Below are 26,056 nucleotides of genomic sequence, written 5' to 3'. Positions count from 1 at the left end.
CAAACCCGCTGATTAGTTTGACTTTAACTTCGCTTCTCCACAGTCATCCGCACTTGCCCGGCGGCAAGACCGGGGATGACCCAGGGCTGGAACGGGAAACGGGGATGTATCTGCCCGAAGGCGAAGGATTCGGCGGGGGCGCGATCGCGCTGCCAGCCGCCGCGCGCCCGCGCCGCCTCGGCCGGGCCTATCTCCGTCACGGTATCGCGCGCGCCGCCGAACTCGACCTGGTCGTCGATCTCGGCCAGCGCATCGGCAGCCGCGACTGGTGGCGGGGCCTTGCGACCTGCACCGCCCTGTGCGCCGTCGCCGTCTCGTTCGCGCCACGATTTCACGCGCTGCCGGGCGGCGTCGCGGCGCCGCTCGCGCCCGCGCAGGCCGATCAGATGCGCGCGCAGGCGATCACGCCCCAGGCGTTCGGCGCCGATACCGGCCGGCGCATGGCGGCGACGCCGCTGGTCGAGCGACTGGCCGATACGCCCGAACGTCCGCAGATCCAGGTCACCGCGACGCTCGGCTCAGGCGACGGCTTCGCGCGCGTACTCCAGCGCAATGGCGTGAGCGAGGATCAGGCGCGCGCGGTCGCCGCCGCCGTGGCGCGCGTCGTTCCGCTGTCCGACATCAAATCGGGCACCAAGCTCGATATGACGCTCGGCCGCCGCCCCAACAAACGCGTCGCCCGCCCGCTCGACAGCCTCGCCTTCCGCGCCAAGTTCGAACTGGCGCTGGAAATCGAGCGCGACGGCGACGCCTTCCGCGTCAAGCGCGTGCCGATCGCGGTCGACGATACGCCGCTGCGGCTGGTGGGCCGGGTCGGGTCGAGTCTGCTCGCCGCCGCGCGCGCGGCCGGCGCGCCCGCCAGCGCGATCCAGTCCTATCTGCGCGCGATCGGCCAGCATCTGTCGGTCGGCAGCCTCCGCTCCACCGACCGTTTCGACATGGTGGTGGCGCACCGCCGCGCCGCGACCGGCGAGACCGAGACGGGCGGGCTGCTCTATGCGGGCGTCGAACAGGGCAAGCGCACGCTCCGCCTGCTCAAATGGACGCAGGGCGGCAGGGAACAATTCTTCGACGCGGCGGGCGTGGGCGAGACGCGCGGCACGATGAAGATGCCGGTGTCGGGCCACATGACGTCGAAGTTCGGGATGCGCTTCCATCCGGTGCTGGGCTATGGCCGGATGCACAAGGGGATCGACTACGGCGCGCCGATGGGCTCCCCGATCGTCGCGGCAACCGCCGGCACGGTCAATTTCGCCGGCTGGCACGGCGGGCATGGCAATTATGTGCAGATCCGCCATGCCGGCGGGCTCGGCACCGGCTACGCGCACATGAGCCGCATCAAGGTCAAATCGGGGCAGACGGTCAGCGCGGGGCAGGTCATCGGCTATGTCGGATCGACCGGCATCTCCACCGGCCCCCACCTCCATTTCGAGGTGTTCAAGAATAATGTGGCGGTGAACCCGGCGAGCGTGAAGTTCGTCGAGGCCGCCAAGCTCGTCGGCGCGGAGCTGTCGCGCTTCAAGGCGACGCTCGCGCGGCTCACCTCGGTCCGCATCGCCAACGGCTCCTGACGGGGCGGGCGGCAGGCCGCCCCTCAGCCCTCGCCCGGCGCGCGCGCCTTGATCGCCAGCGCGTGCACCCGCTCGCGCAGCAGCGTGCCCAGCGCCTGATTGACCAGCCGGTGCCGCTGGACGCGTGACGCCCCGGCGAAGGCAGCCGCCTCGATCTCGACCGTGAAATGGCTTTCGCCGCGCGGATCGTGCCCGGCATGGCCGCGATGCTGCGCGCTGTCGTCGATCACGGCGAGCCGTTCGGGCGACAGGGCGGCCCGCAGACGCTGCGCGATTTCGGCCGCGACCGGGCCGGTGGGATGTTGCTCCATCGCCCCTATATAAATGCGTTTTGAGGGAGAATCATCCTTGGCGGAGGCCAAACCCAGACAGGCGCGCTTCCACGGCCGCATTCCCGGCGGGCGCGCGTGCAGCGTGCCGGGCTGCACGGAGGCGGGCGAGTTTCGCGCGCCGGCCGAACGCGGCGCGCGCGCCGGCGCCGATGGGCCGGGCGACTGGCGCTGGCTGTGCCTGGATCATGTCCGCCAGTTCAATGCGTCGTACAATTTCTTCGACGGCATGACCGCCGACGAGATCACCGCGCAGCAGCGCCCCTATGCCGGATGGGAGCGCGAGACGCGCGCCTTCGCCGCCGGGGCGGGCGGCACGCCGCGCTGGGCCGACTTCGTCGATCCGCTCGACGCGATCCAGGCGCGCTACGGCGCCGGGCGGCAGCAGCCGCGCCAGGACGGCCGCCCGCTCAGCGACGCCGATCGCCGCGCGCTCAAGGTGCTGGGCCTCGACGCCGATGCCGACCGCCGCGCTTTGCGCCAGCGCTACAGCGAACTCGTCCGCCGCTACCATCCGGACCGCAATGGCGGCGATCGCAGCCAGGAGGGACAGCTCCGTCAGGTGATCGATGCCTATGACCAGCTCAAGAAGGCGCCTGCCTTCGTCTGACGGCCCGCTAGGCGTCGCGCCAATGCGCGCGCGGCGTGGTCATCACCGTCACGAGCGCGACGAGGCCCGCGCCGGCCGCCAGCACGAAGACGATGCTCGGCAGGTAGAACGGCGCGCTGCCCCCGGTGAAGAAGGCGAGCGCGGGATTGTAGACCGCCGGCGCGATGACCGATCCGATCGCCGCGATGCTGCCGGTAAACCCCTGCAGCTCGCCCTGCTGATCGGCGCCTACGCGGCGCGACATCATCCCACTCATCGCCGGCATGACGCAGCTCTGGATCGCGAGCACCAGCATGACCGGGAACACTAGCCAACCGTCGCGGATGAAAAGATAGGCTAGGAATTCCGCTATGGCGGCGGCAATGCCGATCGCGGCGGCGCGGCGCTCCCCGAACCTTTTCACCATCGGCCCGACCAGCAGCATCTGCGCCACCGCCATCAGGATTCCCGCCCAGGCGAGCGACGCGCCGATCATGCCGGCCGACCAGCCGAACGCCGCGATCGCGAAGAAGGACCAGGTCGCGGGGTAGACCATGCCCGCGAGATTCCACCAGAACATGGCGAACGCCACCGGCAGCACGCCCGGCGCGCGACGCAGCGAGACCAGCGCCCCGATCGGGTTGGCGCGCGCCCAGCGGAACGGGCGACGGTTGCCGGGTGCGAGCGTCTCGGGAAAGGCGAACAGCCCGATCAGCACGTTGATCCCGGCCAGCAACGCGGCGGCATGGAACGGCGCGCGCGCGCCCCATTCGCCGAGCAGGCCGCCAATCGCCGGGCCGAGCACGAAGCCGATGCCGAAGGCCGCGCCGATCATTCCGAAGTGGCGCGCCCGGTCCTCCGGTGCGCTGACATCGGCGAGCACCGCGCCCGCCGGGCCGTAGGAGGCGCCGAACAGGCCCGCCAGCGCGCGGCCCAGGAACAGCCAGCCGAGCGAAGGCGCGAACCCCATCAGCGCGTAATCGGCGGCAAAGCCCGTGAGCGAGCCGAGGATGACCGGCCGGCGCCCGAACCGGTCGCCCAGATTGCCCATCAGCGGCCCGGTCAGGAATTGAACACCGGCATAAACGATGCCGAGCCAGCCGCCGATCCGCGTGGCATCGGCCAGCCCGACATGTCCCAGATCCATCACGATGCGCGGCAGGACCGGCATGATGATGCCGAACCCCATCGCATCGATCAGCACGACCAAGACCACAAAGCGCACGGCGCGGCGCGCGGTTACGCTTTCCATGAACACCTGCGCGACAGAAGCGGGGAACGCCCCCGCCGCCGGTTCCTAGCGAATTATCCGGCGATCGCGAAGGGGCTGCGGCGTTTTGGACGCGTCGGCCCGGGCACGTTGCTCTTGGTCAGCGCCCGGCAACGCCGGAACCGCAGCGATCAGGCGGGATCCTTCACGGCCTTGCGCCGTCCACGGCGCGACGCGGGCGCGGCCTCGCCCTTCTTCCGGCCGAGCCCGATTTCCTTGGCGAGGACGCGACGCTTCTCGGCATAATTGGGGGCGACCATCGGATAGTCGGCCGGCAGCTTCCACTTGGCGCGATACTGCTGCGGCGTCATGCCGAAATTTGTCTGCAGATAGCGTTTCAGCATCGTCAGCTTCTTACCATCTTCGAGGCAGACGATATAATCGGGCTTGACCGATGCGCGGATGGATACGGCCGGCTTCTGTTCGGTCTGTTCGGGCTCAACCGAAGTTTCGCCGAGCGTGGAAAGCGCGCCATGCACGCGGGCGATCAGATCAGCCAGCTCCGACACCGCGACGCGATTATGCCCGACATGCGCCGCAACGATATCGGTCGTTAGGGTAAGCAGATCGATCTGGTTGTCCGCTGACATTTCGGCCTCGATTTGGAAAGATTTACGGGGCCACTAGCAGATCGTTTCGGCGCAGGCGAGCGTCTGGCGGTCGCAAATGGGTCTTTTTCGGGCCGCGTCCAACAGCTCATGGCAAAAAAGAAGCGGGCCGGCGCATCCGCGCGAGCCCGCTTCCTGATCCAATGATGTCTAGGACCGCTTACTTGACGTGCGCGGAGACGTGCTTGTTCATCTCGAACATGCTGACGCTCTTCTTGCCGAAGATCTTCTCCAGCTTGGCGTCGGCGTTGATCTGGCGCTTGTCCTTGCTGTCCTGCAGACTGTTCTTCTTGATATATTCCCACAGCTTGCTGACGATCTCGCTGCGCGGCATCGCACCGTCGCCAACAACAGCCGCCAGCTCGGCGGACGGGGTAACGGGCTTGTGAATACCACCCGTCTTAGCAGCTTGTGCCATATAATTCCTCCTTCTGAGGCCCCTCTCTCAAGGCTGGCCCGCTATCCTGCGTGAAGGAGGATTTGGCAAGCCCTGCGGGCTATTCCTTCTTGAGGGCGCTCGCCTTGTGCGCCGCGCGCTTTCCTTCGTCGGTTTCGACGATGTAGCGCGGATCGTCGGGCGATGCCGCGACATGATGTCCCTTGATCTCGGTCGGGGCGGTCTGTTTCTTCACGACCTTGCCATGCGCCGTGCCGCCGTGGCTCTTCCAGCTGACCTTGTCGCCTTTGCGAACCGCGCCCGCCATGCTCTCTCTCCTCGATCGGTGCGGACCCAATCGCCGCGGCGTGAATTGGTTGCGCGACGGAGCAGGGAGGCGGGCATGAATGCGGGTTTCGACAGACTGATCGTCGTGCCAGGCGATATCAATCTGGCCCGCTCGCCGCTGCGCGGGACCCTGGACGTGCCGACCTATGTGCTGGGCGCGTTCAATCCCGGCATGACGCGCCTGCCCAACGGCAATCTGCTGCTGATGGTCCGCGTGGCCGAGGCGCTGGAACAGCCGGTCGAGGGCGATCACGTCCACGCGATCCGCTGGACCCCCGATGGCTATGTCCTCGATCCCCATCTGTTGGCGGGCGTCAACATGAGCGATCCGCGCCAGTTCGACGTGCCGGGCAGCATCTACCGCAACCTCGCGCTCACCTCGCTGTCGTGGCTGCTCCCGGTCGAATTGAACGCGGCCGGGACCGAGATCGTCGCCTTCCATTACGACCGCGCGATCGCTCCGGCCGCGCCCTATCAATGCTACGGGGTCGAGGATGCGCGCATCTCGCGCGTCGGCGACCGGTGGTACATGACCACCTGTTCGGTCGCGCCCGAGCGGCATTCGACCACGCTCCACGTTTCCGAAAACGGGCTCGACTATCGCCTGCTCGGTATTGTGCTCGACCACCAGAACAAGGACATGCTGCTGTTCGAGGGGATGGTCGGCGAGCATTTCATGGCGCTCACCCGCCCGCTGGGCGAGGTCTATTTCGCCTATCCGCCCGACAGCGACTATATCGGCGGCCCGTCGATCAACCTCGCCCAGTCGCCCGACGCACTGCACTGGAAGCCGGTCGACCATCCGTTCCTGCGCCCGCGCCGCAATTCGATCGCCTCGATGAAGCTTGGCGGCGGCACGCCCCCGATCCTGACCGACGAAGGCTGGCTGATGATCTACCACGGGGTCGAAACGCGCGCGAAGGTGGGGGTCTATCGCAGCTTCTGGGCGCTGCTCGACCGCGACGAGCCATGGCGCATCCTCCGGATCGAGGACGAGACGCCGCTACTGGAGGCCAATGCCGCGCTCACCGCACCGGTCGCGCACCAGCTGTATCTGCCGACCGAGGTGGTCTTCTCGACCGGCATCGCCGATGCGGGCGATCACTATGTGGTGGCGAGCGGGGAGGCCGATCTCGCTTGCCGCATCACGCACATCCCCAAGGCGCGTTTCGCATGAGCGAGGCGCCGTGGTGGCGGACGGGCGTGATCTATCAGGTCTATCCCCGCTCCTTCCAGGATACGAACGGCGACGGCGTCGGCGATCTCGCGGGGATCGAGGCGCGGCTCGACCATTTCGTGACGCTGGGCATCGATGCGATCTGGATTTCCCCGATCGTCCCGTCGCCGATGGTCGATTTCGGCTACGACATTTCCGATTATACCGGCGTCCACCCACTGTTCGGGACGCTCGCCGATTTCGACCGGCTGCTCGCCGCCGCGCACGCACGGGGGCTGAAATTGCTGCTCGACTTCGTGCCCAACCATTCGTCCGACCAGCACCCCTGGTTCCTCGAAAGCCGCGCCTCGCGCGACAGCCCCAGGCGCGACTGGTATATCTGGCGCGATCCCGCGCCCGACGGCGGCCCGCCCAACAACTGGATCAGCGATTTCGGCGGTTCGGCGTGGGAATGGGACGCGGCGACCGGCCAATATTATTACCATGCCATGCTGACCGAGCAGCCGGACCTCAACTGGCGCAACCCCGCGCTCCGGCAGGCGATGCTCGACGCGATGCGCTTCTGGTTCGATCGCGGGGTGGACGGTTTCCGCGTCGACATCCTCTGGCACATGATCAAGCATGCCGACTTCCCCGACAATCCCGCCAATCCGGACTGGCGCGAGGGGATGGCGGACATGCACCGCGTGCTGCAGCTCCATTCGACCGACCAGCCCGAAGTGTTCGCGATCGCCGCCGAAATGCGCGCGCTGGCTGACAGCTATGGCGACAAGGTGCTGGTGGGGGAGATCTACCTGCCGTTCGAACGGCTGATGGCCTATTACGGCAAGGACGGGGAGGGCGTGCACCTGCCCTTCAATTTCCAGTTGATCGAGGCGCCGTGGAATGCGCGCGCGCTCCACCGCCTGATCGCCGCCTATGAGGCGGCCTTGCCGCCCGGCGGCTGGCCCAACTGGGTGCTCGGCAATCATGACCGGCCGCGTATTGCGAGCAGGGTCGGTTCGGCCCAGGCACGCGTCGCGGCGATGCTGCTGCTGACGCTGCGCGGCACACCGACGCTCTATTATGGCGACGAGATCGGGCTGACCGACGTGGCCGTGCCCGCCGATCGCGTGCGGGATCCGCGCGAACTGCGCGAACCCGGCCTCGGCTTCGGGCGTGATCCCGTGCGCGCGCCGATGCCGTGGGATGGATCGCCCCATGCCGGCTTCTCGACTGCCGAGCCGTGGCTGCCGCTCGGGCCCGACTGGCGGACGCGCAACGTCGCGACGCAGGCGGCGGATCCGATGTCGATGCTCGCGCTTCATCGCGACCTTCTCCGCCTGCGCCGCGCGCATCCCGCGCTGACGATCGGCTCGATCCGCCTGATCGAGGCGGAGGGGGAGGTACTGATTTATGAACGACTTCAGGGAGACGACAGACTCGTGATCGCGCTTAATCTCGGCACCGCCCCGGCGGCCACCGCCCTGGGCGCGATGCCCGTCCTCCTGTCGACCCTTGGCCGCACCGCGTTCGACGGCACGCTCGCCGCCGACGAAGGCGTGGTCCTGTCGGGCGGGGCCGCCTGATGCGCGTCGCGATGCTCGCGCCGATCTCGTGGCGCACCCCGCCCCGCCATTACGGCCCGTGGGAATTGGTGACGAGCCTGCTGAGCGAGGCGCTCGTCGCCAAGGGAGTCGACGTGACCTTGTTCGCCACGGCCGACAGCGAAACCTCCGGCACGCTCGCGGCGGTCGTGCCCGCCGGCTATTCGGAGGATCGCACGCTCGACGCCAAGGTGATGGAGATGCTGCACGTCTCCAACGTCTTCGAACGCGCCGGCGAGTTCGACCTGATCCACAACCAGGCCGATTTCGTGCCGCTCGCCTTTTCCCGCCTGGTCGACACGCCGCAGGTGACCACCATCCACGGCTTCTCGTCCGAACGGATCGTGCCCGTGTTCAAGCGCTACGAGGATCGCGTCCACTATGTCGCGATCTCGGATGCCGATCGCCATCCCGACCTGCGTTATGCCGCGACCATCCACCATGGCATCCGCCTCGGCGAATTTCCGTTCGACGCGGCGGGCGGCGACGGCCTGCTCTTCTTCGGCCGCATGCATCCCGACAAGGGCGCGGCCGAGGCGATCCGCGCCGCGCAGGCGACGGGCCACCGCCTGACCATGGCGGGGATCATCCAGGATGACGGCTATTATGCGCGCGAGGTCGAGCCGCATGTCGACGGGGAGCAGATCGTCTTCAACGGTCCGCTAGGCGGGGAGGCCCGCACGCGCGCGCTGGGCGGCCACAAGGCGCTGCTCCACCTGATCGGCTTCGACGAGCCGTTCGGCCTGTCGGTGGTCGAGGCGATGGCATGCGGAACGCCCGTCATCGCCTATGCGCGCGGATCGATGCCCGAGCTGATCGAGGACGGGGTCAACGGCTTTCTGGTCGAAAGCTTCGACGAGGCGGTGGCCGCGATCGCGCGTATCGACGAGATCGACCGTGCCGAATGCCGCCGGTCGGTCGAGCGGCATTTCACCGTCGAGCGCATGGCCGAGCGCTATCTGGCGCTCTACGAACGGATCCTCAGCGACCGACGAACATGAAGCCGGCGGCGCCCATCACGCACAGCAACGCGCCGCCGTAGCGCCAGCTCACCGGCTCCTTCAGCACCAGCAGAGCGAACAGCGCGAAAACGATGAGCGTCACGCATTCCTGCATGATCTTGAGCTGTCCCGCGCTCAAGCCGTTGGCGTGGCCGAAGCGGTTGGCGGGCACCGCCAGCCAATATTCGAAGAAGGCGATCGCCCACGATCCGACCACCGCGATCCATAACGGCGCGTGCGGATAGCGCAGGTGCCCGTACCACGCGGTGATCATGAAGCTGTTGGATGCGACCAGCAGCAGGAGGACGAGGACGATAGGGGGCACGTGCCGACTCCAGCCTGAAACGCCGTCCCCTATAAAGGCGATGCCGCGCGGGAAAGAGCGCGGAACCACGTCGCCTACGACGCGCTCCCCCGATATGACCCGTTTATTCCATGTCTCCGACCTGCATTTCGGGCGCGAGGACCAGGCCGCGATCCGCTGGTTCGCGGATGTCGTGCGCGCCGAGCGGCCCGACGCGGTGATCTGCACCGGCGACCTGACCATGCGCGCCCGTTCGCAGGAATTCGCGGCGGCGGGCGAATGGCTGAAGGCGCTGGGCGTGCCGGTGACGATCGAGGTCGGCAATCACGATCTGCCTTACTTCAATCCGCTGGCGCGCCTGCTCGATCCCTATCGCCGTTTCCGCGCGGTCGAGGCGGCGGTCGATCGTCCGCTGACGTTGCCGGGCGTCGCGATCGTCCCGCTCAAGACGACCGCGCGCTTCCAGTTGCGCAACCTGTCGCACGGTCGTGTGTCGCGCTCGGGCCTACGCGCCGCGTGTGCGGTGCTCGCCGCCAAGCCGGCCGGGACGATCGCGCTGGTCACCGCGCATCATCCGCTGATCCGTACCGATTTCACGGGCCATGGCGATACGCACGGCGGCGCGGCGGCGCTGGCCGCGCTGGCGGAGGCCGGAGCCGACGCGGTGCTGAGCGGCCATGTCCACGATGCGTTCGATGTCGTGCACCATCACAAGGGGCGAACCATTCGTCTGATCGGGGCAGGCACGCTGTCCGAACGGGTGCGGACCACGCCACCGTCGTTCAACGAGATCCATGTCGCTCGCGGCGCGATCGAGGCCGGCGTCCGCACGATGGCATGAAAGCCTGCCCGGCCGCCTTCAGCGCCGCAGCCGGTGGACGACGGCGCCGAGGCAGTAGAGCAGGACGGTCAGCTTGAACCACAGGCATGCCGCGACGATCATCGCGCCGCGCACGACCACCGGGGCCAGCCCCGTCCGCTCGGATATGATCGAACAGGTGCCGAGCAGCATGCCGCCCTCGGACACCAATCCATTTTTCGCATCGCGGATCATCGGAAGTCTCCCGCTTGCTGGCCTCAGCCGATCAGGGCGACTGGACCGGTGGCCGACAGGAGGCAGACGGCGCTGCCCAGCAGCGCGAACAGGCCGACGCCAAGCTGCGCGGCGAACGAGGAGAAAGAAGAGGTCATGGTACGGTCCTTCGTGATGAGCGCCCGATCATCCGGGCATTGCCATCACTTTTGCAGGGACCGTGCCAAACCAACTCCAGGGCAACATACAGAAACTGACGCAGCCGAACTCACGTTCGAGCGCTAGGATTTAGCAAATCCCGCCGTATCTTGGCGGATCAGAACGCAAAATCCTTGCGGTGTTCGCCGCGCACCCAGCGAACCGTGCCCGAACTGGCGCGCATCACCACGCTTTCGGTCGTGATGCCGGTCGTGCGCCGCTTGACGCCCTTGAGCAGCGAGCCGTCGGTCACGCCGGTCGCTGCAAAGATCGCGTCGCCCTTCACCAGATCCTGCAGCTCATAGATCTTGTCGAGGTCGGTCACGCCCCATTTGTGGGCGCGCGCGCGCTCGTCCTCGTTGCGGAACAGCAGCCGCCCCTGGAACTGCCCGCCGATGCAGGTCAGCGCGGCCGCCGCCAGCACGCCTTCGGGCGCCCCGCCCGAACCCAGGTAGATGTCGATCGTGGTGTCGGGGTCGGTCACCGACATCGCGCCCGCCACGTCGCCGTCGGGGATCAGCATGATGCCGCATCCGATCTGGCGCAGCTCGGCGATCAGCTTTTCATGGCGCGGCCGGTCGAGCACGCAGGCGATGATCTCGTGCGGCTCGACGCCCTTCGCCTTCGCCAGCGCGCAGATATTCTCGGTCGGCGTGCGGTCGAGGCTGACGAGCCCCTTCTCGTATCCCGGCCCGATCGCCAGCTTGTCCATATAGACGTCGGGCGCGTTGAGCAGCCCGCCCTGCTCAGCGATGGCCAGCACCGCGAGCGCGTTCGGCCCCGCCTTGGCGGTGATCGTCGTGCCTTCGAGCGGATCGAGCGCGATGTCGATCTTGGGGCCGGTGCCGCGCCCGACCTTCTCGCCGATATACAGCATCGGCGCCTCGTCGCGCTCACCCTCGCCGATCACGACGGTGCCGTCGAAATCGAGATTGTTGAACGCCGCGCGCATCGCCTCGACCGCGGCCGCATCGGCCGCCTTTTCATCGCCGCGCCCGATCAGGGTCGAGGCGGCGATCGCCGCCGCCTCCGTCACCCGCACCATTTCCAGCACCAGAACGCGATCGAGGGCCTGGGATGCGACGATCGCCATTGAGCTGGTCTCCATGCAGTGAGGTCGGAGGAGCGATTAGGGCGGCCCTGCGACAAAGTCGAGAAAACCGATTTTCGTTATTCAATTATCCAGGATGTGCATCAGCATGGGCGCGCCGAGCAGGCTGGGCGATCCTTCCAGCTTCTCGAGCGCGTGGGTGACGCAGCTCTCCGGCCCCTCGTGCGTGACCATCACCAGCAGTACGCTGCCGTCGGCGGTGGCGCCGCGCTGGATCAGGCTTTCGATCGAAACGCCGGCGTCGCGCATCGCCGCCGTCAACTCGGCGAGGACCCCCGGCTTGTCGGCGACGGTAAAGCGCAGATAGGCGCGTCCCCGCCGCTCGCCCGCCGGGGCATGCTGGGGTGCGATCAAGCTCTGCACCGGCATCGCGAAGGCGGGGCCATATTCGCCGCGGGCGATATCGATCAGGTCGGCCACGACGGCGCTCGCGGTCGGCCCCTCGCCCGCGCCGCGCCCCTGGAACAGCAGCCGGCCGACATAATTGCCGTCGGCCACCACCGCGTTGAGCGATCCGGTGACGTGCGCCAGCGGATGATCGATCGGCACGAGGCAGGGGTGGACACGCTGGAACAGTCCCTTTGGCCCCGCCTCGCCCAATCCGACCAGCCGGACCTTGAAGCCGAGCGCCGCCGCCTCGGCGATGTCGGCGGCGATCACGTGGCGGATGCCCGTCACCTGTACGGCGGGGAAGTCGATCGCGGTGCCGAAGGCCAGGCTCGACAGGATCGACAGCTTGTGCGCGGCGTCGACCCCGTCGATGTCGAAGCTCGGATCGGCCTCGGCATAGCCCAGCGCCTGCGCCTCGCCCAGGACGTCGGCGAAGTCGCGCCCCGCCGTCTCCATCGTCGTCAGGATATAATTGCAGGTGCCGTTGAGCACGCCGTAGACGTGGTTGATCGCATTGGCCGCCGCGCCCTCGCGCAGCCCCTTGATCACCGGGATCCCGCCGGCCACCGCCGCTTCATATTTGAGCGCGGTGCCGGCGCGCTCGGCCGCCTCGGCCAGTTCCAGGCCGTGATGCGCGATCATCGCCTTGTTGGCGGTCACCAGCGCCTTGCCGCCCGCCAGCGTGGCACGGGCGAGCGTGAGCGCCGGCCCGTCCGAACCGCCGATCAGCTCGACCACCGCGTCGACATCGTCGCGCGCGGCGAGCGCCGCCGTATCGTCGACCCACTCGATGCCGCCGAGGTCGATGCCGCGATCGCGCGTGCGGTCGCGCGCCGAGACAGCCACCAGCGTGATACCGCGCCCGGCCCGCCGTTCGATCAGCGCCTGATTTTCGGCGAGGAGCTTGACCACCCCCGCGCCCACGGTGCCGAGCCCGGCGAGGGCGATGCGCAATTTGTCTGTCATGGTACCCCACCCCCTAGCCGCGCGCGCCGTCGTTGCAACCCTGCGGCCCGTCGCATCGCCGGAACGGCGGCCCCCGCCCCATCGTTGAGCGAGGACACGTCAGATGTGAGGAGAAGGACGATGGCCGATCGGCTGAACGAGGCACTGACCGACGCCGAGGCGATGACCGACGAACAGCTTACCAGCGTCGAGGCGGAGGAACGCGCCCGCCGCATCCGCGCCGCGCGCGCGGGCGAGGTGACCAAGGGCCTGGGGAATATGGGAGGCGCGGGCGCGCAGGGCGGCATCCAGCCTGATGTCGCGAACATCAGCCAGCCCGCGGTGAAGCCCTGACATGGGCCGGGACGATCAGGCAGGTCGCGATGGCGATCCGGGCGCGGCCGAACGCGGCCGCGCGCCGTCAGTGGCGCGTGACGGCGCCGTTCACGGTTCCGGTGCTGGCGCGGGCGGGGGCGGAACTCCCGAGGACTTCGACGCGGACTCCGCCGCCGGCGATACCGGCAATGAGCAGCCCGCGGGGCCACGGCACGGCTGAACCTCGCCGGCCTCGTGCGGCGTGAGCGTGACCGCCGGACCTGTTCGATGAAAAGGTGCCGAGGCCTCGACCGAGGCCTCGGCGTACCCTTATCCCTGTTTGGTACGCCGGGGGCGGCCGCCGGTGCGGCGCGCCGACGACTTCGCCGCCGGCCGCTTGCCCGACTTCTGGCGGCGGAGCAGCGGCACCGCGAGCAGGAGTCCGACCGCGCCCGCGAGCGCACCGCCGATCAGCGTGATGCCCAGCGCCCCGACCTTGGGAGTCGTTGCGCTCTCCTCTTTGGCGGCGACGGGAATGTCGATATGAGGCTGCGGCGCTGGCTGCGGTGGATAGGGCGCCTGCGCGGCGGGCGGCAGCGGGGTCGGCGGCGTCACGGTCTCTTGCATTCCGGTCTCCTCATGCGCGGGCCAATCCATCGCGCCTGAACTGCAACGCGCCAAGACCGCAAGCGCCCCATGAGATGAGATCGCCTCGAACATCCGGAATTGGCTGCTCGACCAGCCCGTTCAATCGACGCAGGCGCAGCATTCGGGCGGCGTGGCACCGCGCGGAACAGGCGGCGCCCTATCCGGCCGTACGCAGCTTTCTTATGCGCAGGCTGCGCGTCCGGCCGATCTGCTCGGCATAGCTTTGGGCCTTATTCAGATGCGCTTGGCGAATCGATTCGCTCGCAGCGGTCACCGCGCGCAGCAGCGATTCGCCCCGGCGATGATACAGGTCGTTCAGGTCCATTCTCCATCTCCCGGTCTTGGCGAGGGCCGCGTCCTTGAGGGATCGGTGCCACATCGCCTGCCGATGGTCCTTCTTACCACTTCCGCGCTTCCGAAGGGACTCGCGTGCGATGGGCCGGCACCAACACACGACGACAGCCAGATGCACGAAACGCAACCATGCAGTTTGTCATTGAAATTGCACAGTGCGTCGCCGCTTCGTAATTGCTGCACCGCAACAAAAACACACGATCTGCGAGAGGCAAGTCCAACTGAATGGAGATTGCCATGATCAAGTTCATCCTTCCGATCGCCGCCCTCGTTGCCGCTCCGGCGCTCGCCGATCCGCTCGTGTTCGAGCGTGATGGCCTGAAGGTCGTCGGCACCGTTGATGTCCAGGGTGACACCCGCGTTCTGCGCGGCGAGGACCGGGTCAGCGGTTCGCAGTTCGATCTGCGCGTCAAGAACGGCTACGTGACCGGCGTCATCGACGGCCAGCGCGTCGGATATCCGGTGCCCAAGGCGCGCCCGGTTCAGCTCGCCAGCCGCTGATCCGGCTTCAGCCGAAAAAGAAAAGGGGCGGTGCCAACGGCACCGCCCCTTTTTCATGTCCGGAATAGCTGGATGCCCCGTGAGGATTCGAACCTCAATTGACGGAGTCAGAGTCCGTAGTCTTACCTTTAGACGACGGGGCAATGCGGGGCGCCAGATAGGCAAGCGCCCCTCCCCTGTCAACGCGGGCGATTGCTGGCCCATCTCTTGCCGCATGGTACGGCGCGCCGTAAGGTCGGCCTCAAGTACCGGACGCCTGTGGGGCGTCGCGGAGAATATAAGAGACGGCGACAATGGCAGAGCGCACGCAAGCGGCGCCTGCGCCGGGCGGCGATCGCCACGGCGTGGCGCCTCCGCCAAGGGGCGGGCGGGGACAGTCCATGCGCGGCACCTATGGCGCGCTGGATCTGGGCACCAACAATTGCCGCCTGCTGATCGCCCGTCCCGCCGGTGACGGCTTCGTGGTGGTCGACGCTTTCTCGCGCATCGTCCGGCTGGGCGAGGGGCTGGCCGCGACCGGCCGGCTGAGCGACCTGGCGATGGACCGCGCGGTCGCGGCGCTCGCCATCTGCGCGGACAAGCTGCGCCGCCGCAACGTGACGCTGGTCCGCTCGGTCGCGACCGAGGCCTGCCGCCGGGCGACCAATGGCGCGGCATTCGTCTCCCGCGTGCGCGAGGAGACCGGCATCCAGCTTGAGATCATCAGCGCCGAGCAGGAGGCGCGGCTTGCGGTCACCGGCTGCCAGGCGCTGCTCGAGCCGGGCAACGGCCCCGCTCTGGTGTTCGACATCGGCGGCGGATCGACCGAACTCGTCCTGCTCGACGGGGAGAGCGAGGGCGGCCCGCGCATCGACGACTGGTTCTCGGCGCCGTGGGGCGTGGTGTCGCTCAGCGAGAGTGAGCCGCATGACGGCGACAGCGAGGCGGCGTTGCGTCAGTCCTATGCCCGCATGCGCGCGCGCGTCGCCGAAGCATTCGCCCCCTTTGCCCGCACGCTCGCCGGGCGGGGCGTGACGGGCGGGCGGCTGCTGGGGACGAGCGGGACGGTCACCACGCTCGCCAGCCTGCACCTCGATCTGCCCAATTATGATCGGCGCGCGGTCGACGGCGCGATCGTCCCGGCCGAGGCGATGCGCCAGGTTAGCCAGCGGCTCGCGGGACTGTCGGTCGGCCAGCGCGCGCTGCTGCCCTGCATCGGCACCGAGCGCGCCGACCTGGTCGTCGCGGGCTGCGCGATCCTCGAATCGATCCTCGATCTGTGGGACGCCGAGCGGCTGAGCGTTGCCGATCGCGGGATTCGCGAGGGGATATTGCGCACGCTGATGGCGCACGAGTTGCGGCGAGCATGAGCCGGGGCGGATCGGGCGGGCGTCAGCGGGTGCGGACGGCGCGGGGACGGACCGCCGCCTCGACGCGCTGGCTCGAACGCCAGCTCAACGACCCTTATGTCCGGCGCGCCAAGGCGGAGGGCTATCGCAGCCGCGCCGCCTACAAGCTGATCGAGCTGGACGAGCGCTTCGGGCTGTTGCGCGGCGTGCGGCGCGTGATCGACCTTGGCGTTGCCCCGGGCGGGTGGACACAGGTCGTCCGCCGTCGCAACGCCGCGACGCGCATCGTCGGAATCGATCTGCTGCCGACCGATCCGATCGACGACGTGACGCTGTTCCAGATGGACTTCATGGACGATGCCGCGCCTGCCTTGCTGGCCGAGGCGCTCGGCGGCAAGGCCGACCTCGTCTTGTCCGACATGGCGGCGAATACCGTCGGGCATCAGCAGACCGACCACCTCCGCACGATGGGGCTGGTCGAGGCCGCCGCCGATTTCGCGGGCGAAGTGCTCGAGCCCGGCGGCGCGTTCGTCGCCAAGGTTCTGGCGGGCGGGGCGGATCATGAGCTGGTGGCGCTGCTCAAGCGGATGTTCGCGACGGTCAAACATGCCAAGCCCCCGGCGAGCCGCAAGGACTCGTCCGAATGGTATGTGATTGCGCAGGGCTTCAAGGGCGCGCCGGCGTCACGCCCCGATCAGGTGTAGCGCTACCGTCCGCCGATGCGCTGCGCGGCGATGCTCGAAGAGATAGAGCCCCTGCCACGTGCCGAGCACCATCCGTCCGTCAACGACGGGCACGGACAGCGAAACCTGCGTCAGCGCGGCACGCAGATGCGCGGGCATGTCGTCCGGCCCCTCATCGTCATGGAGATAGTCGCCGCCCTCGGGCGCGATTCGGGCGAAGAAGGCGAGCAGATCATCCTTCACTTCGGGCGCCGCATTCTCCTGGATCAGCAGCGAGGCCGAGGTGTGGCGGCAGAACAGCGTCAGCAGCCCTTCCTCGATCCCGCTCCCGTCGATCCAGCGCGCCACGTCGCGGGTGAATTCGTACAGTCCGGGGCCGCGCGTCGCGACCTCGATCCGCGCGCTTGCCTGCCGCATGGTCAGGCGGGCGCGGTCAGCATCACCCGCACGCCGCGCGCGTCGGGATCGTGCTGCATCCGCGCCTTCAGCGTCCGCGCCATCGCAACCACGAGCTTGGAACCGAGACCAGTCCCCTTGATGCTCCCGTCCGCCGGCATGCCGCAGCCGTCATCCTCGACCGTCAGCACGAAATCGCCGCCCTCCACATGCAGAGCGGTCCGCACCTCGCCCGCCTGATCGGCGGGATAAGCATATTTGCACGCATTCGAGACAAGCTCGTTGACGATTACGCCCACCGCGACCGCCTTGTCGGTGCTGAGCCGCATGGGCGTGGCGTCGAGCGTCAGCGTCCGGGGCGCCTCGGGTGTGGACCAGGCCTCCTGCAACTCCCCGACCAGCGCGGCGAGATAGTCGGCCATGTCCACCTTCGTGACCGAATCGGACGTGTAAAGCCGGCGATGGACCTGCGAGATCGCTTCGATCCGCCGCTGCGTATCTTCCAGCGCGGACCGCGCATCCTCGCCCGAAACGCTGCGTGCCTGCATGTGGACGAAGGCGGAGACGAGCTGGAGGCTGTTTGAAACGCGGTGATTGACCTCGTGCAGCATCGCCTGGAGCCGCTGATTGCTCTCGCGCAGTTGCGCCTCGGCATGCTCCTTCTCGGCCTGCAGGCGCACCGCGACCAGCGCCTGATCGACACTACGCGCGAGCAGATCGAAGAAATCCTCCCCGACCGACTTCACCACATAGTCGATCGCGCCCGCCTTCAGCGCGGCGACGGCGATGCGGCTCTCTTCCGATCCGGTGACGTAGATGACCGGCGGCGGCGCATCGAGCGCGCGCAGCGCGGCGAGTGTCGCCAGTCCGTCCTGCCCCGGCATATAATGGTCGACCGCAACCAGATCGAAACGCTGCGCCGCCGCCATCGCGGCGCCTTCCTGCCCGCTGCCCGCAGTCGCGACCTCATAGCCGCGCCGCTTCAGCGCGCGCGCTACCAGCCGACGAAGACCCTCGTCATCGTCGATGTACAGGATGTGCGGCGCGCGCGGCTCTTCCGCCATCAGGATTCGGGCAGGTCCGGCACCTGGATCACCGAGAGAAACAGGCCGAGCTGGCGGATCGCGTCGGCGAAGCTCTCATAATTGACGGGCTTGGTGATGTAGACGTTGCAGCCGAGATCGTAGCAGCGCTGGATCTCGACCTTGTCGTCGGTGGTCGTCAGCACCACGACGGGTGTGCGCTTGAGCACGCTGCCCTCGGCCTTGATCCGCGCGAGGATGTCCGTCCCGCTCATGTCGGGCAGGTTGAGGTCGAGCAGCATCAGCGCCGGCCCGTTCTGCGCCGGGCCCGTCGGATCGTCGTAGAGATAGTTGAGCGCGCTCGTCCCGTCGGTGAAATGACGGATGTCGTTCGAGATGCCGGCGCGCCGGATATTCTTTTCGATGAGACGCGCATGGCCCTCATCGTCCTCGATCATGATGATGTTGACGGGTTGCTGGTTGTTCATCTCAATACCCTTCTAGTCCCCCGCATAGACCGTGGGCAGGGTGACGTGAAAGGACGCCCCCTCCCCCAGCTGCGAGTCCACCGTGATCGTTCCGCCGAGGCGATAGGCCAAGGCGCGGGTATGCGCGAGTCCGATACCCTCGCCCGGCTGGTCCTGCATTCCGGAGCGGCGAAACAGGTCGAAGATGCGGTCATGGTCGCGCGGATCGATCCCGCGCCCATTGTCCGCAACCGTGAAGACCGCGCGCCCGGCGCGCAGCGTACCGCTGACCTTGATCCGCCCGGGCTCCCCGGGACGAAGATATTTCGTCGCGTTCTCGATGATGTTCGAAAAGATCTGCTCGACCGCGACGCGGTCGCTCACGATCGATGGCGAGCCGGGCGCGATCGTGAGCTCGATGCCGAGTTCGTCGGTCCGATGCCGCATCGAATCGGCGATGCCGTGTAGCAGGCCGTCCATCTCCAGCCGCTCCGGTGTGATCGGGCGGCGCCCCTCGCGCGACAGGCGCAGGATCGCGTTGATCAGCCGGTCCATCTTCTGCGTCGAGGTGCGGATGAAGCCGATCGCCTCGGGCAGGTCCTCGCGCGCGGCCAGCCGCGCATCCTCGTCCGCCAGATCGGGCGCGTCGAGCTCGACCCGGTCCATCAGCTTGCCCAACCGCTTGGTCGCAGCCTCCAGCTCGGCCGTGAACCCCATCACGTTGACCAGCGGCGAACGCAGATCGTGGCTGACGATATAGGCGAAGCGCTGGATTTCCTCGTTGGCGCGCTGAAGATCGGTCGTCCGCTCGCGCACCGCCGCTTCGAGATTCTGATTGAGCTGGCGCAAGGCGTTACGCGACGATGTCAGGTCGCGGGTATAGCGCCGGATGACGATGATCGTGGCGGCCGCCACCGCAAACAGAAGAACGGCGACGAGGGCAATGCTGGCATAGAAGAGCCGCGCGCCGCGTTCCTGCGCGGCGTTGCGATCGACCAGCAGGCGGTCTTCTTCGTCCACCATGCGCCGCACTTGCCTGCGCACATCCAGCACGAGCTGGACGCTCCGGCCTTCGCGAAACGATGCGATTGCCCCCGTGCGGTCGCCCGCCAGCGCCTGGCGGAACGTATTGTGCACCTCGCGCGAGTGGGCCATCGCCACCGCCTCGAGCGCCGCCAGATTCCGCTCCTGAACCGGATTGTCGACGGTGAGCCGCCGCACGCGGGCCAGTGCCGGGCCGACCGCGGCGTCGGCTTCTTCAAAGGCCCGCGCGATGCGGGGATCATCGTCCAGGAGCACACCGCGCCGCGCGGCATCGAGCCGCAGCGCCTCGGCATAATAATCGGCCAAAGCCTCCTTGACCTGATAGGTATGCGACACCCAGCGCGTATGCGCCTGCGCCTGCTGCGTCGCCCATGCGGCGAACGCGGCCGCGGCGATTACCAGGAGGAATCCCAGCGCGATTCCGCCCATCACCAGCCGGTTGAACCAGCGGTCCGACACAACGGCATCGCGGGGCAGGAAACGCATTCCGTTTCCGATAGATGGATCGCCCCCGAAAGCAAGCAGCAGGTCGCCCCCGGAACGATGCTTTGGCACGTCCCGCATCGGGCCTAAGACGGTGGCATGACTGCTCCGCTCCACGATGTTCGCGTGCTCGATCTGAGCCGCATCCTCGCCGGCCCCCTCGCAGGGCAGGTGCTCGCCGATCTCGGCGCCGACGTGATCAAGGTCGAGCGGCCCGACGGCGGCGACGATACGCGCGGCTGGGGGCCGCCGTTCCTCGCCAATGGCGACGCCGCTTACTTCCTCGCCGCCAATCGCGGCAAACGCTCGATCCGGATCGATATCGCGACCGCCGAGGGGCAGGCGCTGGTGCGACGGATCGCCGCGAAGTCGGACGTCGTGCTGGAAAACTACAAGGCCGGCGGGCTGGCGCGCTACGGGCTCGATTATGCCGGCCTGAGGGAGGCCAAGCCCGACATCGTCTACTGCTCGATCACGGGCTTCGGCCAGGACGGCCCACGCGCCAACCAGGCGGCCTACGACTTCATGATCCAGGCGATGGGCGGGCTGATGAGCGTCACGGGGGAGGCCGACGACCGTCCCGGCGGGGGCCCGCAGAAGGTCGGCCTGCCCGTGGTCGACATGCTGACCGGGCTGTACGCCACCACCGCCATCCTCGCCGCACTCCGCCGCCGTGACGCGACCGGACGCGGGGACCATATCGATCTCGCCCTGTTCGACGTGATGACGGCATCCCTGCTCAACCAGGGCATGAACCATCTGGTCGGCGGCGTGACGCCGACACGGCGCGGAAACCGCCATCCCAATATCCAGCCGCAGGACGTGTTTCCGACCGGCGAAGGACATATCGTGCTCGCGGTGGGCAATGACGGCCAATTCGCGAAGCTGTGCGATGTGATCGGGCGGTCCGAACTGGCCAGCGACCCGCGCTTCGCGCGCAATGCGGGCCGCGTGGATCATTATGACGCGCTTCGTCCGCTACTGGTGGCGGCGCTCGCCGCGCGGCCCGGCGCCGACTGGGTCGCGTTGCTCGACGCGGCCGGGGTGCCTGCCGCCCCGATCAACAGCGTGCCGCAGGTCCTGACCGATCCCCAGATCGCCCACCGGGGCATGGTCACGACGCTCGACCACCCCGTTGCCGGCGCGTTGCCGATGCTCGCCAATCCGATTCGCTTTGCCGAGGCGACCCTGTCCTATCGCCGCCCGCCGCCGCTCCACGGCGAACATGATGACGAGATACAGCGACAATTTGCGCGACTTGATCCGTAATGGGGCGGATATGTGGAAAAGGTAAATGCGTTTAGGAGGTCGTTAACCTTTAACCTTCATTACCGGCGACGTTAACCACGACGTTCAGCATTGGCGGGCTGGGAAAGCCCGGGAGAGGACAGGGATTAAGCTATGCGCGTGCTGCTTATCGAAGACGATCCCACGACCGCCCGTTCGATCGAGTTGATGCTCAACTCCGAGGGATTCAATGTCTACACGACCGATCTGGGCGAAGAGGGCTTGGATCTCGGCAAGCTCTACGATTACGACCTGATCGCGCTCGACCTCAACCTGCCGGACATGACCGGTTACGACGTGCTCAAGAAGCTGCGCACCGCGCGCGTGCAAACGCCCGTCCTGATTCTGTCGGGCACGAGCGAGATGGAGGCGAAGGTTCGCGCGCTCGGTTTCGGCGCGGACGATTACGTGACCAAGCCTTTTCACCGCGAGGAACTGGTGGCCCGCATCCATGCGATCATCCGCCGTTCGAAGGGGCACAGCCAGTCGGTCATCCGTACCGGCAAATTGTCGGTCAATCTCGATGCCAAGACGGTGGAGGTCGACGGCGCGCGCGTGCACCTGACCGGCAAGGAATATGCGATGCTGGAGCTGCTTTCGCTCCGCAAGGGCACGACGCTGACCAAGGAAATGTTCCTCAACCACCTTTATGGCGGCATGGACGAGCCCGAGCTCAAGATCATCGACGTGTTCATCTGCAAGCTGCGCAAGAAGCTCAGCCTGGCCTGTGGCGGCGAGAATTATATCGAGACCGTGTGGGGCCGGGGCTACGTTCTGCGTGAGCCGCACGAGGCCGAGGTCGCCGAAGTCGCCTGACGCCGGCGACCTGCACTCGCGATGCCGGCGGGGGCCGTCACCGCACGATGTAGATATCGCCCTTCATCTTCCTGCCTGCATCGGCGAGCACCGTGCTGCGATAGGTGAAGGCCGCACCCGGCGTATCGGGCGCGATGATGCGCACCGTCGCGACCTGGCCCGCGTCCAGGTTCACCTCATCGTCGTGCACCAGCCGCGCGTCGCGCGGCGCGACGCGGGCGCTATCGCAGAATTTCTGCGCCGAAAAATTATTCCCGCGATTCGACACGTTGTGGAAGCGCAGCGTGTAATGCCGCCCGCTCTTCAGCACGATCCGGGCGGGCGCGAAACCATCGTTTGTGACCGTGATCGCCACGGTCTTGCCCGATCCCCACGCCGGCCCTTTCTGCGCGGCGGCGGGGCCGGCAACGCCCACCAGCGCGAGCATGGCAATCAACGGGGCCGATGGCTTCATCACGTCTCTCCAATTCGGCGTCGGCGAAGACCGGCGCACGCTCGACCCGAAACGAAATTCGCCCGCAAGCGATGCACGGCATGCGACGAACCGCCACGCCATGGCATCGCCGGACGCGAAAAGGGCGCCCCCGCAGGGACGCCCTCTCCTTCGTTCGCCGATAGGCGAAAGGATCAGTCCTTGTCGCCCGTCAGGAAGGCCGGCGCGAATTCGGGCGCGGGCCCGTCCTCGCCGCCTTCGCTGCGCTCGCGACGCGGACGGTCGCCGCCCCGGTCGCCACGGCCTTCGCCGCGACCACCACGGCCACCCTCGCGGCGGCGGTCGCCACGCGGACGGTCGCCACCCTCGCGCTCGCCGCGCGGTTCACGCGGCTCGCGGGCGGGACGCGTGTCTTCCAGCTCTTCGCCCGTTTCCTGGTCGACCACGCGCATCGACAGGCGGACCTTGCCGCGATTGTCGATCTCGAGGACCTTGACCTTCACTTCCTGGCCTTCGGACACGACGTCGGTTGGCTTGTTGACCCGCTCGTTCTTCATTTCGGACACGTGGACGAGGCCGTCCTTGCCGCCCATGAAGTTCACGAACGCGCCGAAGTCGACGATGTTGACGACCTTGCCGTTATAGACCTTGCCCACTTCGGGCTCGGCGACGATGCCGATGATCCAGTTCCGCGCCGCCTCGATCTGCGACGGATCGGACGAGGAAATCTTGACCGTGCCGTCATCCTCGATGTCGACCTTGGCGCCGGTGGTCGCGACGATCTCGCGGATCACCTTGCCGCCGGTGCCGATCACTTCGCGGATTTTGTCCTTGGGCACGGACATCGTCTCGATCCGCGGCGCGTGCGCCGACAGCTCGCCGACCTGCCCGAGCGCCTTGTTCATCTCGCCGAGGATGTGCGCGCGGCCGTCCTTCGCCTGCGCGAGCGCGACCTTCATGATCTCCTCGGTGATGCCGGCGATCTTGATGTCCATCTGCAGGCTGGTGATGCCCTCGCTGGTGCCCGCGACCTTGAAGTCCATGTCGCCGAGATGATCCTCGTCGCCCAGGATGTCGGACAGGACGGCGAAGTCCTTGCCCTCGAGGATCAGGCCCATCGCGATGCCCGAGACCGGACGCTTGAGCGGAACGCCCGCGTCCATCATCGCCAGGCTGCCGCCGCACACCGTCGCCATCGACGACGAGCCGTTCGACTCGGTGATGTCGGACAGGACGCGGATCGTGTAGGGGAACTCCTCCTTCGTCGGCAGCACCGGGTGCAGCGCGCGCCAGGCAAGCTTGCCATGGCCGACTTCGCGACGCCCCGGCGCGCCGAAGCGGCCCACTTCACCGACCGAATAAGGCGGGAAGTTATAGTGGAGCATGAAGCGCTCGTAGGAGAGGCCGTTCAGCCCGTCGATCATCTGCTCCGCATCGGCGGTGCCGAGCGTGGTCGAGCAGATCGCCTGCGTCTCGCCGCGCGTGAACAGCGCCGAGCCGTGCGTGCGCGGCAGGAAGTGGACCATCGCCTCGATCGGGCGAACCTGCGTGGTCGAACGGCCGTCGATGCGGCGACCGTCCTTGATGATCGCCTGACGGACGATATCGGCCTCGACCTTCTTGCCGATCTTCCCGACCTTCAGCTTGGTCGCGGCATCGGCGTCGGCGAAAGCGTCCTTCAGCGGCGCCTTGGCGGCGGCGATCGCGGCGACCCGCTCCGCCTTCTTGGTCAGCTTGTAGGCATCGGCAATGCCCGCGCCGATCAGGTCCTTGACCTGCTTCTTCAGCGCGCTGTCGTCGCTCTCGGCCAGATCCCACGGATCCTTGGCCGCCTTCTCCGCCAGATCGATGATCGCGTTGATGACGACCTTCGACTGCTCGTGCGCGAACACGACCGCGCCGAGCATGATCTCTTCCGACAGCTCCTTGGCTTCGGATTCGACCATCATCACGGCATTGCCGGTGGCAGCGACGACCAGGTCGAGCTCGCCCTCCTTCACCTGATCGGTCGTCGGATTGAGAATATACTCGCCATTCTGGTAGCCGACGCGCGCCGCGCCGATCGGCCCCATGAACGGCACACCCGAAATGGTAAGCGCGGCGGAAGCCGCGACCATCGCGAGGATGTCGGGCTCGTTCTCGCCGTCATAGCTCAGCACCTGAGCGATGACGTTGATCTCGTTGTAGAAACCCTCGGGGAAAAGCGGGCGGATCGGGCGATCGATGAGACGGCTGGTCAGCGTCTCCTTCTCGGTCGCGCCGCGCTCACGCTTGAAGAAGCCGCCGGGGATGCGGCCGGCCGCGCTATACTTTTCCTGGTAGTGGACGGTGAGCGGGAAGAAGTCCTGCCCGTCCTTCACGGTCTTGGCGGCGGTCACCGCGCACAGCACGACCGTCTCGCCCATGGTCGCGAGCACCGCGCCATCGGCCTGACGCGCGACGCGCCCCGTCTCGAGCGTCAGCGTCTTGCCGCCCCACTCGATCTCCGTCTTCTTGATATCAAACATTCGTGTTTTTCCTTCCTCCCGTCGCCCGATGCGGCGGGGGCCTCTCGTGTGCAGGCTGTCCGGCCTGCGGCGGTGCGGGACAGTTCGTGCCCCTTGGACGTCGGCCGAATTGCCTAGGTCCCGTTGATGGCAGATATGAGAAGGGCGCCCGCAGGCGCCCTTCACCTTACTTGCGGAGGCCGAGCTTCGCGATCAACGCGGTGTAGCGATCGGCGTCCTTCTTCTTGAGATAGTCGAGCAGGCTGCGGCGGTTGTTCACCATCATCAGCAGGCCGCGACGCGAGTGATTGTCCTTCGCGTGCGTCTTGAAATGCTCGGTCAAGTTGGCGATGCGCTCGGTCAGGATTGCGACCTGCACCTCGGGCGAACCCGAATCGCCCTCGCTGCGGGCATGTTCCTTGATGACTTCGGCCTTGCGCTCGGCGGTAATCGTCATGATCGTGTCACTCCGACATCAGGTTGAACCCGCGCACCACCCGTATTTCGGCATCTCCTTCGACCAACGCGATGGGCATATCCCCAAGCATGGCGAGGTTGAGACCGGGTGACGCTGCGGTCCCGATCAGCGTGCGTCCCTGGCGGAGCGCGGTCGCCTGATCGGGGGAGACGGGGAAGACCGGGATGTCGACCAGTCCTGCCGTCAGTGGCAGGAGCAGCTCCTGCACTCGCGCGGCCTTAGCCGCTTCCTCCAATTTGTCCACTGTTATCGCATTTTCAAGCCCGAACGGCCCCGCCTTGGTCCGCCGGAGCATCACGACATGCCCGACCGTGCCGAGCGCATGGGCGATGTCGCGAGCGAGGCTGCGGATATAGGTGCCCTTCGACACACGCGCGGAAAGGGTGACTTCGCTCAGCTCCTCCCCGGAACGGGGAGGGGGACCAGCCGCAGGCTGGTGGAGGGGGTGGGCGGCTGGAGCAGCTTCCAGCCGGTCTCGC

At 67.4% G+C, this 26,056-nt stretch carries 30 protein-coding genes, 1 tRNA gene and 1 pseudogene; 12 read left to right on the top strand and 20 right to left on the bottom strand.

All coding sequences use genetic code 11. The annotated features are described in order from the left end of the window. The first annotated feature begins 104 nt into the window (after window positions 1-104). Window positions 105-1,571 carry a M23 family metallopeptidase gene (locus tag ACOJSF_RS11915; protein WP_420142416.1) on the top strand — a complete coding sequence of 489 codons (1,467 nt, stop codon included), beginning with the start codon at window positions 105-107 and terminating at the stop codon, window positions 1,569-1,571. A 23-nt stretch (window positions 1,572-1,594) separates the two neighbouring features. Here the strand turns inward: ACOJSF_RS11915 and ACOJSF_RS11910 are convergent, their stop codons facing one another. Beyond that, on the bottom strand, window positions 1,595-1,882 hold the full coding sequence (locus ACOJSF_RS11910) for a BolA family protein (RefSeq protein ID WP_420142415.1): 288 nt from the start codon (window positions 1,880-1,882) through the stop codon (window positions 1,595-1,597). A 13-nt stretch (window positions 1,883-1,895) separates the two neighbouring features. Here ACOJSF_RS11910 and ACOJSF_RS11905 point away from each other — a divergent pair, with 13 nt between their 5' ends. Then, window positions 1,896-2,510 (top strand): J domain-containing protein, encoded by a 615-nt coding sequence (locus ACOJSF_RS11905; RefSeq protein WP_420142414.1) that lies wholly within the window; start codon window positions 1,896-1,898, stop codon window positions 2,508-2,510. 7 nt (window positions 2,511-2,517) lie between these two features. Here ACOJSF_RS11905 and ACOJSF_RS11900 read toward each other — a convergent pair whose 3' ends face one another. From ACOJSF_RS11900 to ACOJSF_RS11885, 4 genes are all read right to left on the bottom strand, one after another. Next, a complete protein-coding gene (locus ACOJSF_RS11900; RefSeq protein ID WP_420142413.1) occupies window positions 2,518-3,741 on the bottom strand; it encodes a TCR/Tet family MFS transporter in 1,224 nt (407 codons plus the stop codon). A 149-nt stretch (window positions 3,742-3,890) separates the two neighbouring features. Beyond that, window positions 3,891-4,349, bottom strand: coding sequence for a MucR family transcriptional regulator (locus tag ACOJSF_RS11895; RefSeq protein WP_420142412.1), 459 nt, complete (start codon window positions 4,347-4,349; stop codon window positions 3,891-3,893). Between the two features lie 178 nt (window positions 4,350-4,527). Next, window positions 4,528-4,785 carry an SWIB/MDM2 domain-containing protein gene (locus ACOJSF_RS11890; protein ID WP_420142411.1) on the bottom strand — a complete coding sequence of 86 codons (258 nt, stop codon included), beginning with the start codon at window positions 4,783-4,785 and terminating at the stop codon, window positions 4,528-4,530. A gap of 79 nt (window positions 4,786-4,864) precedes the next feature. Continuing rightward, window positions 4,865-5,071 (bottom strand): DUF2945 domain-containing protein, encoded by a 207-nt coding sequence (locus ACOJSF_RS11885; protein ID WP_420142410.1) that lies wholly within the window; start codon window positions 5,069-5,071, stop codon window positions 4,865-4,867. Between the two features lie 75 nt (window positions 5,072-5,146). On the opposite strand from ACOJSF_RS11885, the gene ACOJSF_RS11880 reads away from it, so the two are divergent. The 3 genes from ACOJSF_RS11880 to ACOJSF_RS11870 are packed head-to-tail and all read left to right on the top strand — an operon-like array spanning window position 5,147 to window position 8,855. Next, window positions 5,147-6,268, top strand: a complete 1,122-nt coding sequence (locus tag ACOJSF_RS11880; protein WP_420142409.1) for a glycosidase — start codon at window positions 5,147-5,149, stop codon at window positions 6,266-6,268. Further along, window positions 6,265-7,836: an alpha-amylase family glycosyl hydrolase gene (locus ACOJSF_RS11875; protein WP_420142408.1), complete on the top strand. Its 1,572-nt coding sequence runs from the start codon at window positions 6,265-6,267 to the stop codon at window positions 7,834-7,836. Before ACOJSF_RS11880 ends, ACOJSF_RS11875 begins: the two co-directional genes overlap by 4 nt. Next, window positions 7,836-8,855 (top strand): glycosyltransferase family 4 protein, encoded by a 1,020-nt coding sequence (locus ACOJSF_RS11870; RefSeq protein ID WP_420142407.1) that lies wholly within the window; start codon window positions 7,836-7,838, stop codon window positions 8,853-8,855. The genes ACOJSF_RS11875 and ACOJSF_RS11870 overlap by 1 nt, the downstream gene beginning before the upstream one ends. Here ACOJSF_RS11870 and ACOJSF_RS11865 read toward each other — a convergent pair. Then, complete coding sequence (locus tag ACOJSF_RS11865; RefSeq protein WP_420142406.1) at window positions 8,836-9,180, bottom strand: DMT family protein; 345 nt, start codon at window positions 9,178-9,180, stop codon at window positions 8,836-8,838. The two genes, ACOJSF_RS11870 and ACOJSF_RS11865, sit on opposite strands and share 20 nt — an antisense overlap. 94 nt (window positions 9,181-9,274) lie before the next feature. Between ACOJSF_RS11865 and ACOJSF_RS11860 the strand changes: the two genes are divergently transcribed. Continuing rightward, on the top strand, window positions 9,275-10,000 hold the full coding sequence (locus tag ACOJSF_RS11860; protein WP_420142405.1) for a metallophosphoesterase family protein: 726 nt from the start codon (window positions 9,275-9,277) through the stop codon (window positions 9,998-10,000). A gap of 18 nt (window positions 10,001-10,018) precedes the next feature. Here the strand turns inward: ACOJSF_RS11860 and ACOJSF_RS11855 are convergent, their stop codons facing one another. The 3 genes from ACOJSF_RS11855 to ACOJSF_RS11845 form a co-directional block, all read right to left on the bottom strand. Next, on the bottom strand, window positions 10,019-10,213 hold the full coding sequence (locus ACOJSF_RS11855) for a PspC domain-containing protein (protein WP_420142404.1): 195 nt from the start codon (window positions 10,211-10,213) through the stop codon (window positions 10,019-10,021). 295 nt (window positions 10,214-10,508) lie between these two features. Next, entirely contained in the window at window positions 10,509-11,498 is a 990-nt protein-coding gene (gene glpX, locus ACOJSF_RS11850) for a class II fructose-bisphosphatase (RefSeq protein ID WP_420142403.1), read from the bottom strand. Window positions 11,499-11,564: 66 nt separating this feature from the next. Next, window positions 11,565-12,857 (bottom strand): homoserine dehydrogenase, encoded by a 1,293-nt coding sequence (locus ACOJSF_RS11845; protein WP_420142402.1) that lies wholly within the window; start codon window positions 12,855-12,857, stop codon window positions 11,565-11,567. Window positions 12,858-12,977: 120 nt separating this feature from the next. Between ACOJSF_RS11845 and ACOJSF_RS11840 the strand changes: the two genes are divergently transcribed. Continuing rightward, a complete protein-coding gene (locus ACOJSF_RS11840) occupies window positions 12,978-13,190 on the top strand; it encodes a hypothetical protein (protein ID WP_420142401.1) in 213 nt (70 codons plus the stop codon). Between the two features lie 291 nt (window positions 13,191-13,481). Here the strand turns inward: ACOJSF_RS11840 and ACOJSF_RS11835 are convergent, their stop codons facing one another. After that, window positions 13,482-13,778, bottom strand: coding sequence for a hypothetical protein (locus tag ACOJSF_RS11835; protein ID WP_420142400.1), 297 nt, complete (start codon window positions 13,776-13,778; stop codon window positions 13,482-13,484). Window positions 13,779-13,956: 178 nt separating this feature from the next. After that, entirely contained in the window at window positions 13,957-14,124 is a 168-nt protein-coding gene (locus ACOJSF_RS11830; RefSeq protein WP_420142399.1) for a hypothetical protein, read from the bottom strand. A 266-nt stretch (window positions 14,125-14,390) separates the two neighbouring features. On the opposite strand from ACOJSF_RS11830, the gene ACOJSF_RS11825 reads away from it, so the two are divergent. Beyond that, a complete protein-coding gene (locus ACOJSF_RS11825; RefSeq protein WP_420142398.1) occupies window positions 14,391-14,654 on the top strand; it encodes a hypothetical protein in 264 nt (87 codons plus the stop codon). 69 nt (window positions 14,655-14,723) lie between these two features. Here ACOJSF_RS11825 and ACOJSF_RS11820 read toward each other — a convergent pair. Next, a tRNA-Gln gene (locus ACOJSF_RS11820) sits at window positions 14,724-14,797 on the bottom strand. Between the two features lie 150 nt (window positions 14,798-14,947). Here ACOJSF_RS11820 and ACOJSF_RS11815 point away from each other — a divergent pair. Both ACOJSF_RS11815 and ACOJSF_RS11810 read left to right on the top strand, forming a co-directional pair. Continuing rightward, the gene (locus ACOJSF_RS11815) at window positions 14,948-16,003 is read left to right on the top strand and encodes a Ppx/GppA phosphatase family protein (RefSeq protein WP_420142397.1); all 1,056 of its coding nucleotides are present in this window, start codon (window positions 14,948-14,950) and stop codon (window positions 16,001-16,003) included. Continuing rightward, window positions 16,000-16,686, top strand: a complete 687-nt coding sequence (locus ACOJSF_RS11810; protein ID WP_420142396.1) for an RlmE family RNA methyltransferase — start codon at window positions 16,000-16,002, stop codon at window positions 16,684-16,686. The genes ACOJSF_RS11815 and ACOJSF_RS11810 overlap by 4 nt, the downstream gene beginning before the upstream one ends. Here the strand turns inward: ACOJSF_RS11810 and ACOJSF_RS11805 are convergent. The 4 genes from ACOJSF_RS11805 to ACOJSF_RS11790 are packed head-to-tail and all read right to left on the bottom strand — an operon-like array spanning window position 16,666 to window position 20,080. Next, complete coding sequence (locus ACOJSF_RS11805; RefSeq protein ID WP_420142395.1) at window positions 16,666-17,082, bottom strand: secondary thiamine-phosphate synthase enzyme YjbQ; 417 nt, start codon at window positions 17,080-17,082, stop codon at window positions 16,666-16,668. The genes ACOJSF_RS11810 and ACOJSF_RS11805 overlap by 21 nt on opposite strands. A gap of 2 nt (window positions 17,083-17,084) precedes the next feature. Beyond that, window positions 17,085-18,125, bottom strand: a complete 1,041-nt coding sequence (locus ACOJSF_RS11800; RefSeq protein ID WP_420142394.1) for a sensor histidine kinase — start codon at window positions 18,123-18,125, stop codon at window positions 17,085-17,087. After that, on the bottom strand, window positions 18,125-18,571 hold the full coding sequence (locus tag ACOJSF_RS11795; protein WP_420142393.1) for a response regulator: 447 nt from the start codon (window positions 18,569-18,571) through the stop codon (window positions 18,125-18,127). Before ACOJSF_RS11795 ends, ACOJSF_RS11800 begins: the two co-directional genes overlap by 1 nt. A 12-nt stretch (window positions 18,572-18,583) precedes the next feature. Then, window positions 18,584-20,080 carry a sensor histidine kinase gene (locus ACOJSF_RS11790; RefSeq protein WP_420142392.1) on the bottom strand — a complete coding sequence of 499 codons (1,497 nt, stop codon included), beginning with the start codon at window positions 20,078-20,080 and terminating at the stop codon, window positions 18,584-18,586. A 96-nt stretch (window positions 20,081-20,176) separates the two neighbouring features. Here ACOJSF_RS11790 and ACOJSF_RS11785 point away from each other — a divergent pair, with 96 nt between their 5' ends. Both ACOJSF_RS11785 and ctrA read left to right on the top strand, forming a co-directional pair. Continuing rightward, on the top strand, window positions 20,177-21,346 hold the full coding sequence (locus ACOJSF_RS11785) for a CaiB/BaiF CoA transferase family protein (protein ID WP_420142391.1): 1,170 nt from the start codon (window positions 20,177-20,179) through the stop codon (window positions 21,344-21,346). A 132-nt stretch (window positions 21,347-21,478) separates the two neighbouring features. Then, window positions 21,479-22,180 carry a response regulator transcription factor CtrA gene (ctrA, locus tag ACOJSF_RS11780; RefSeq protein ID WP_420142390.1) on the top strand — a complete coding sequence of 234 codons (702 nt, stop codon included), beginning with the start codon at window positions 21,479-21,481 and terminating at the stop codon, window positions 22,178-22,180. A gap of 37 nt (window positions 22,181-22,217) precedes the next feature. Here the strand turns inward: ctrA and ACOJSF_RS11775 are convergent, their stop codons facing one another. The 4 genes and pseudogenes from ACOJSF_RS11775 to ACOJSF_RS11760 all read right to left on the bottom strand — a co-directional run. Continuing rightward, window positions 22,218-22,634 (bottom strand): cupredoxin domain-containing protein, encoded by a 417-nt coding sequence (locus ACOJSF_RS11775; protein ID WP_420142389.1) that lies wholly within the window; start codon window positions 22,632-22,634, stop codon window positions 22,218-22,220. Between the two features lie 173 nt (window positions 22,635-22,807). Further along, window positions 22,808-25,120 carry a polyribonucleotide nucleotidyltransferase gene (gene pnp / locus ACOJSF_RS11770; RefSeq protein WP_420142388.1) on the bottom strand — a complete coding sequence of 771 codons (2,313 nt, stop codon included), beginning with the start codon at window positions 25,118-25,120 and terminating at the stop codon, window positions 22,808-22,810. A gap of 166 nt (window positions 25,121-25,286) precedes the next feature. Further along, on the bottom strand, window positions 25,287-25,556 hold the full coding sequence (rpsO, locus tag ACOJSF_RS11765) for a 30S ribosomal protein S15 (protein WP_420142387.1): 270 nt from the start codon (window positions 25,554-25,556) through the stop codon (window positions 25,287-25,289). 7 nt (window positions 25,557-25,563) lie between these two features. After that, a pseudogene (locus ACOJSF_RS11760) lies at window positions 25,564-26,056 on the bottom strand (tRNA pseudouridine(55) synthase TruB); the annotation flags it as partial.

It is taken from the genome of Sphingomonas sp. (assembly GCF_048594985.1).
Taxonomy (GTDB): Bacteria; Pseudomonadota; Alphaproteobacteria; order Sphingomonadales; family Sphingomonadaceae; genus Sphingomonas_I.
The sequence above is the reverse complement of the archived record's forward strand: the minus strand, read 5'-3'. Positions and strand labels throughout refer to the sequence as shown.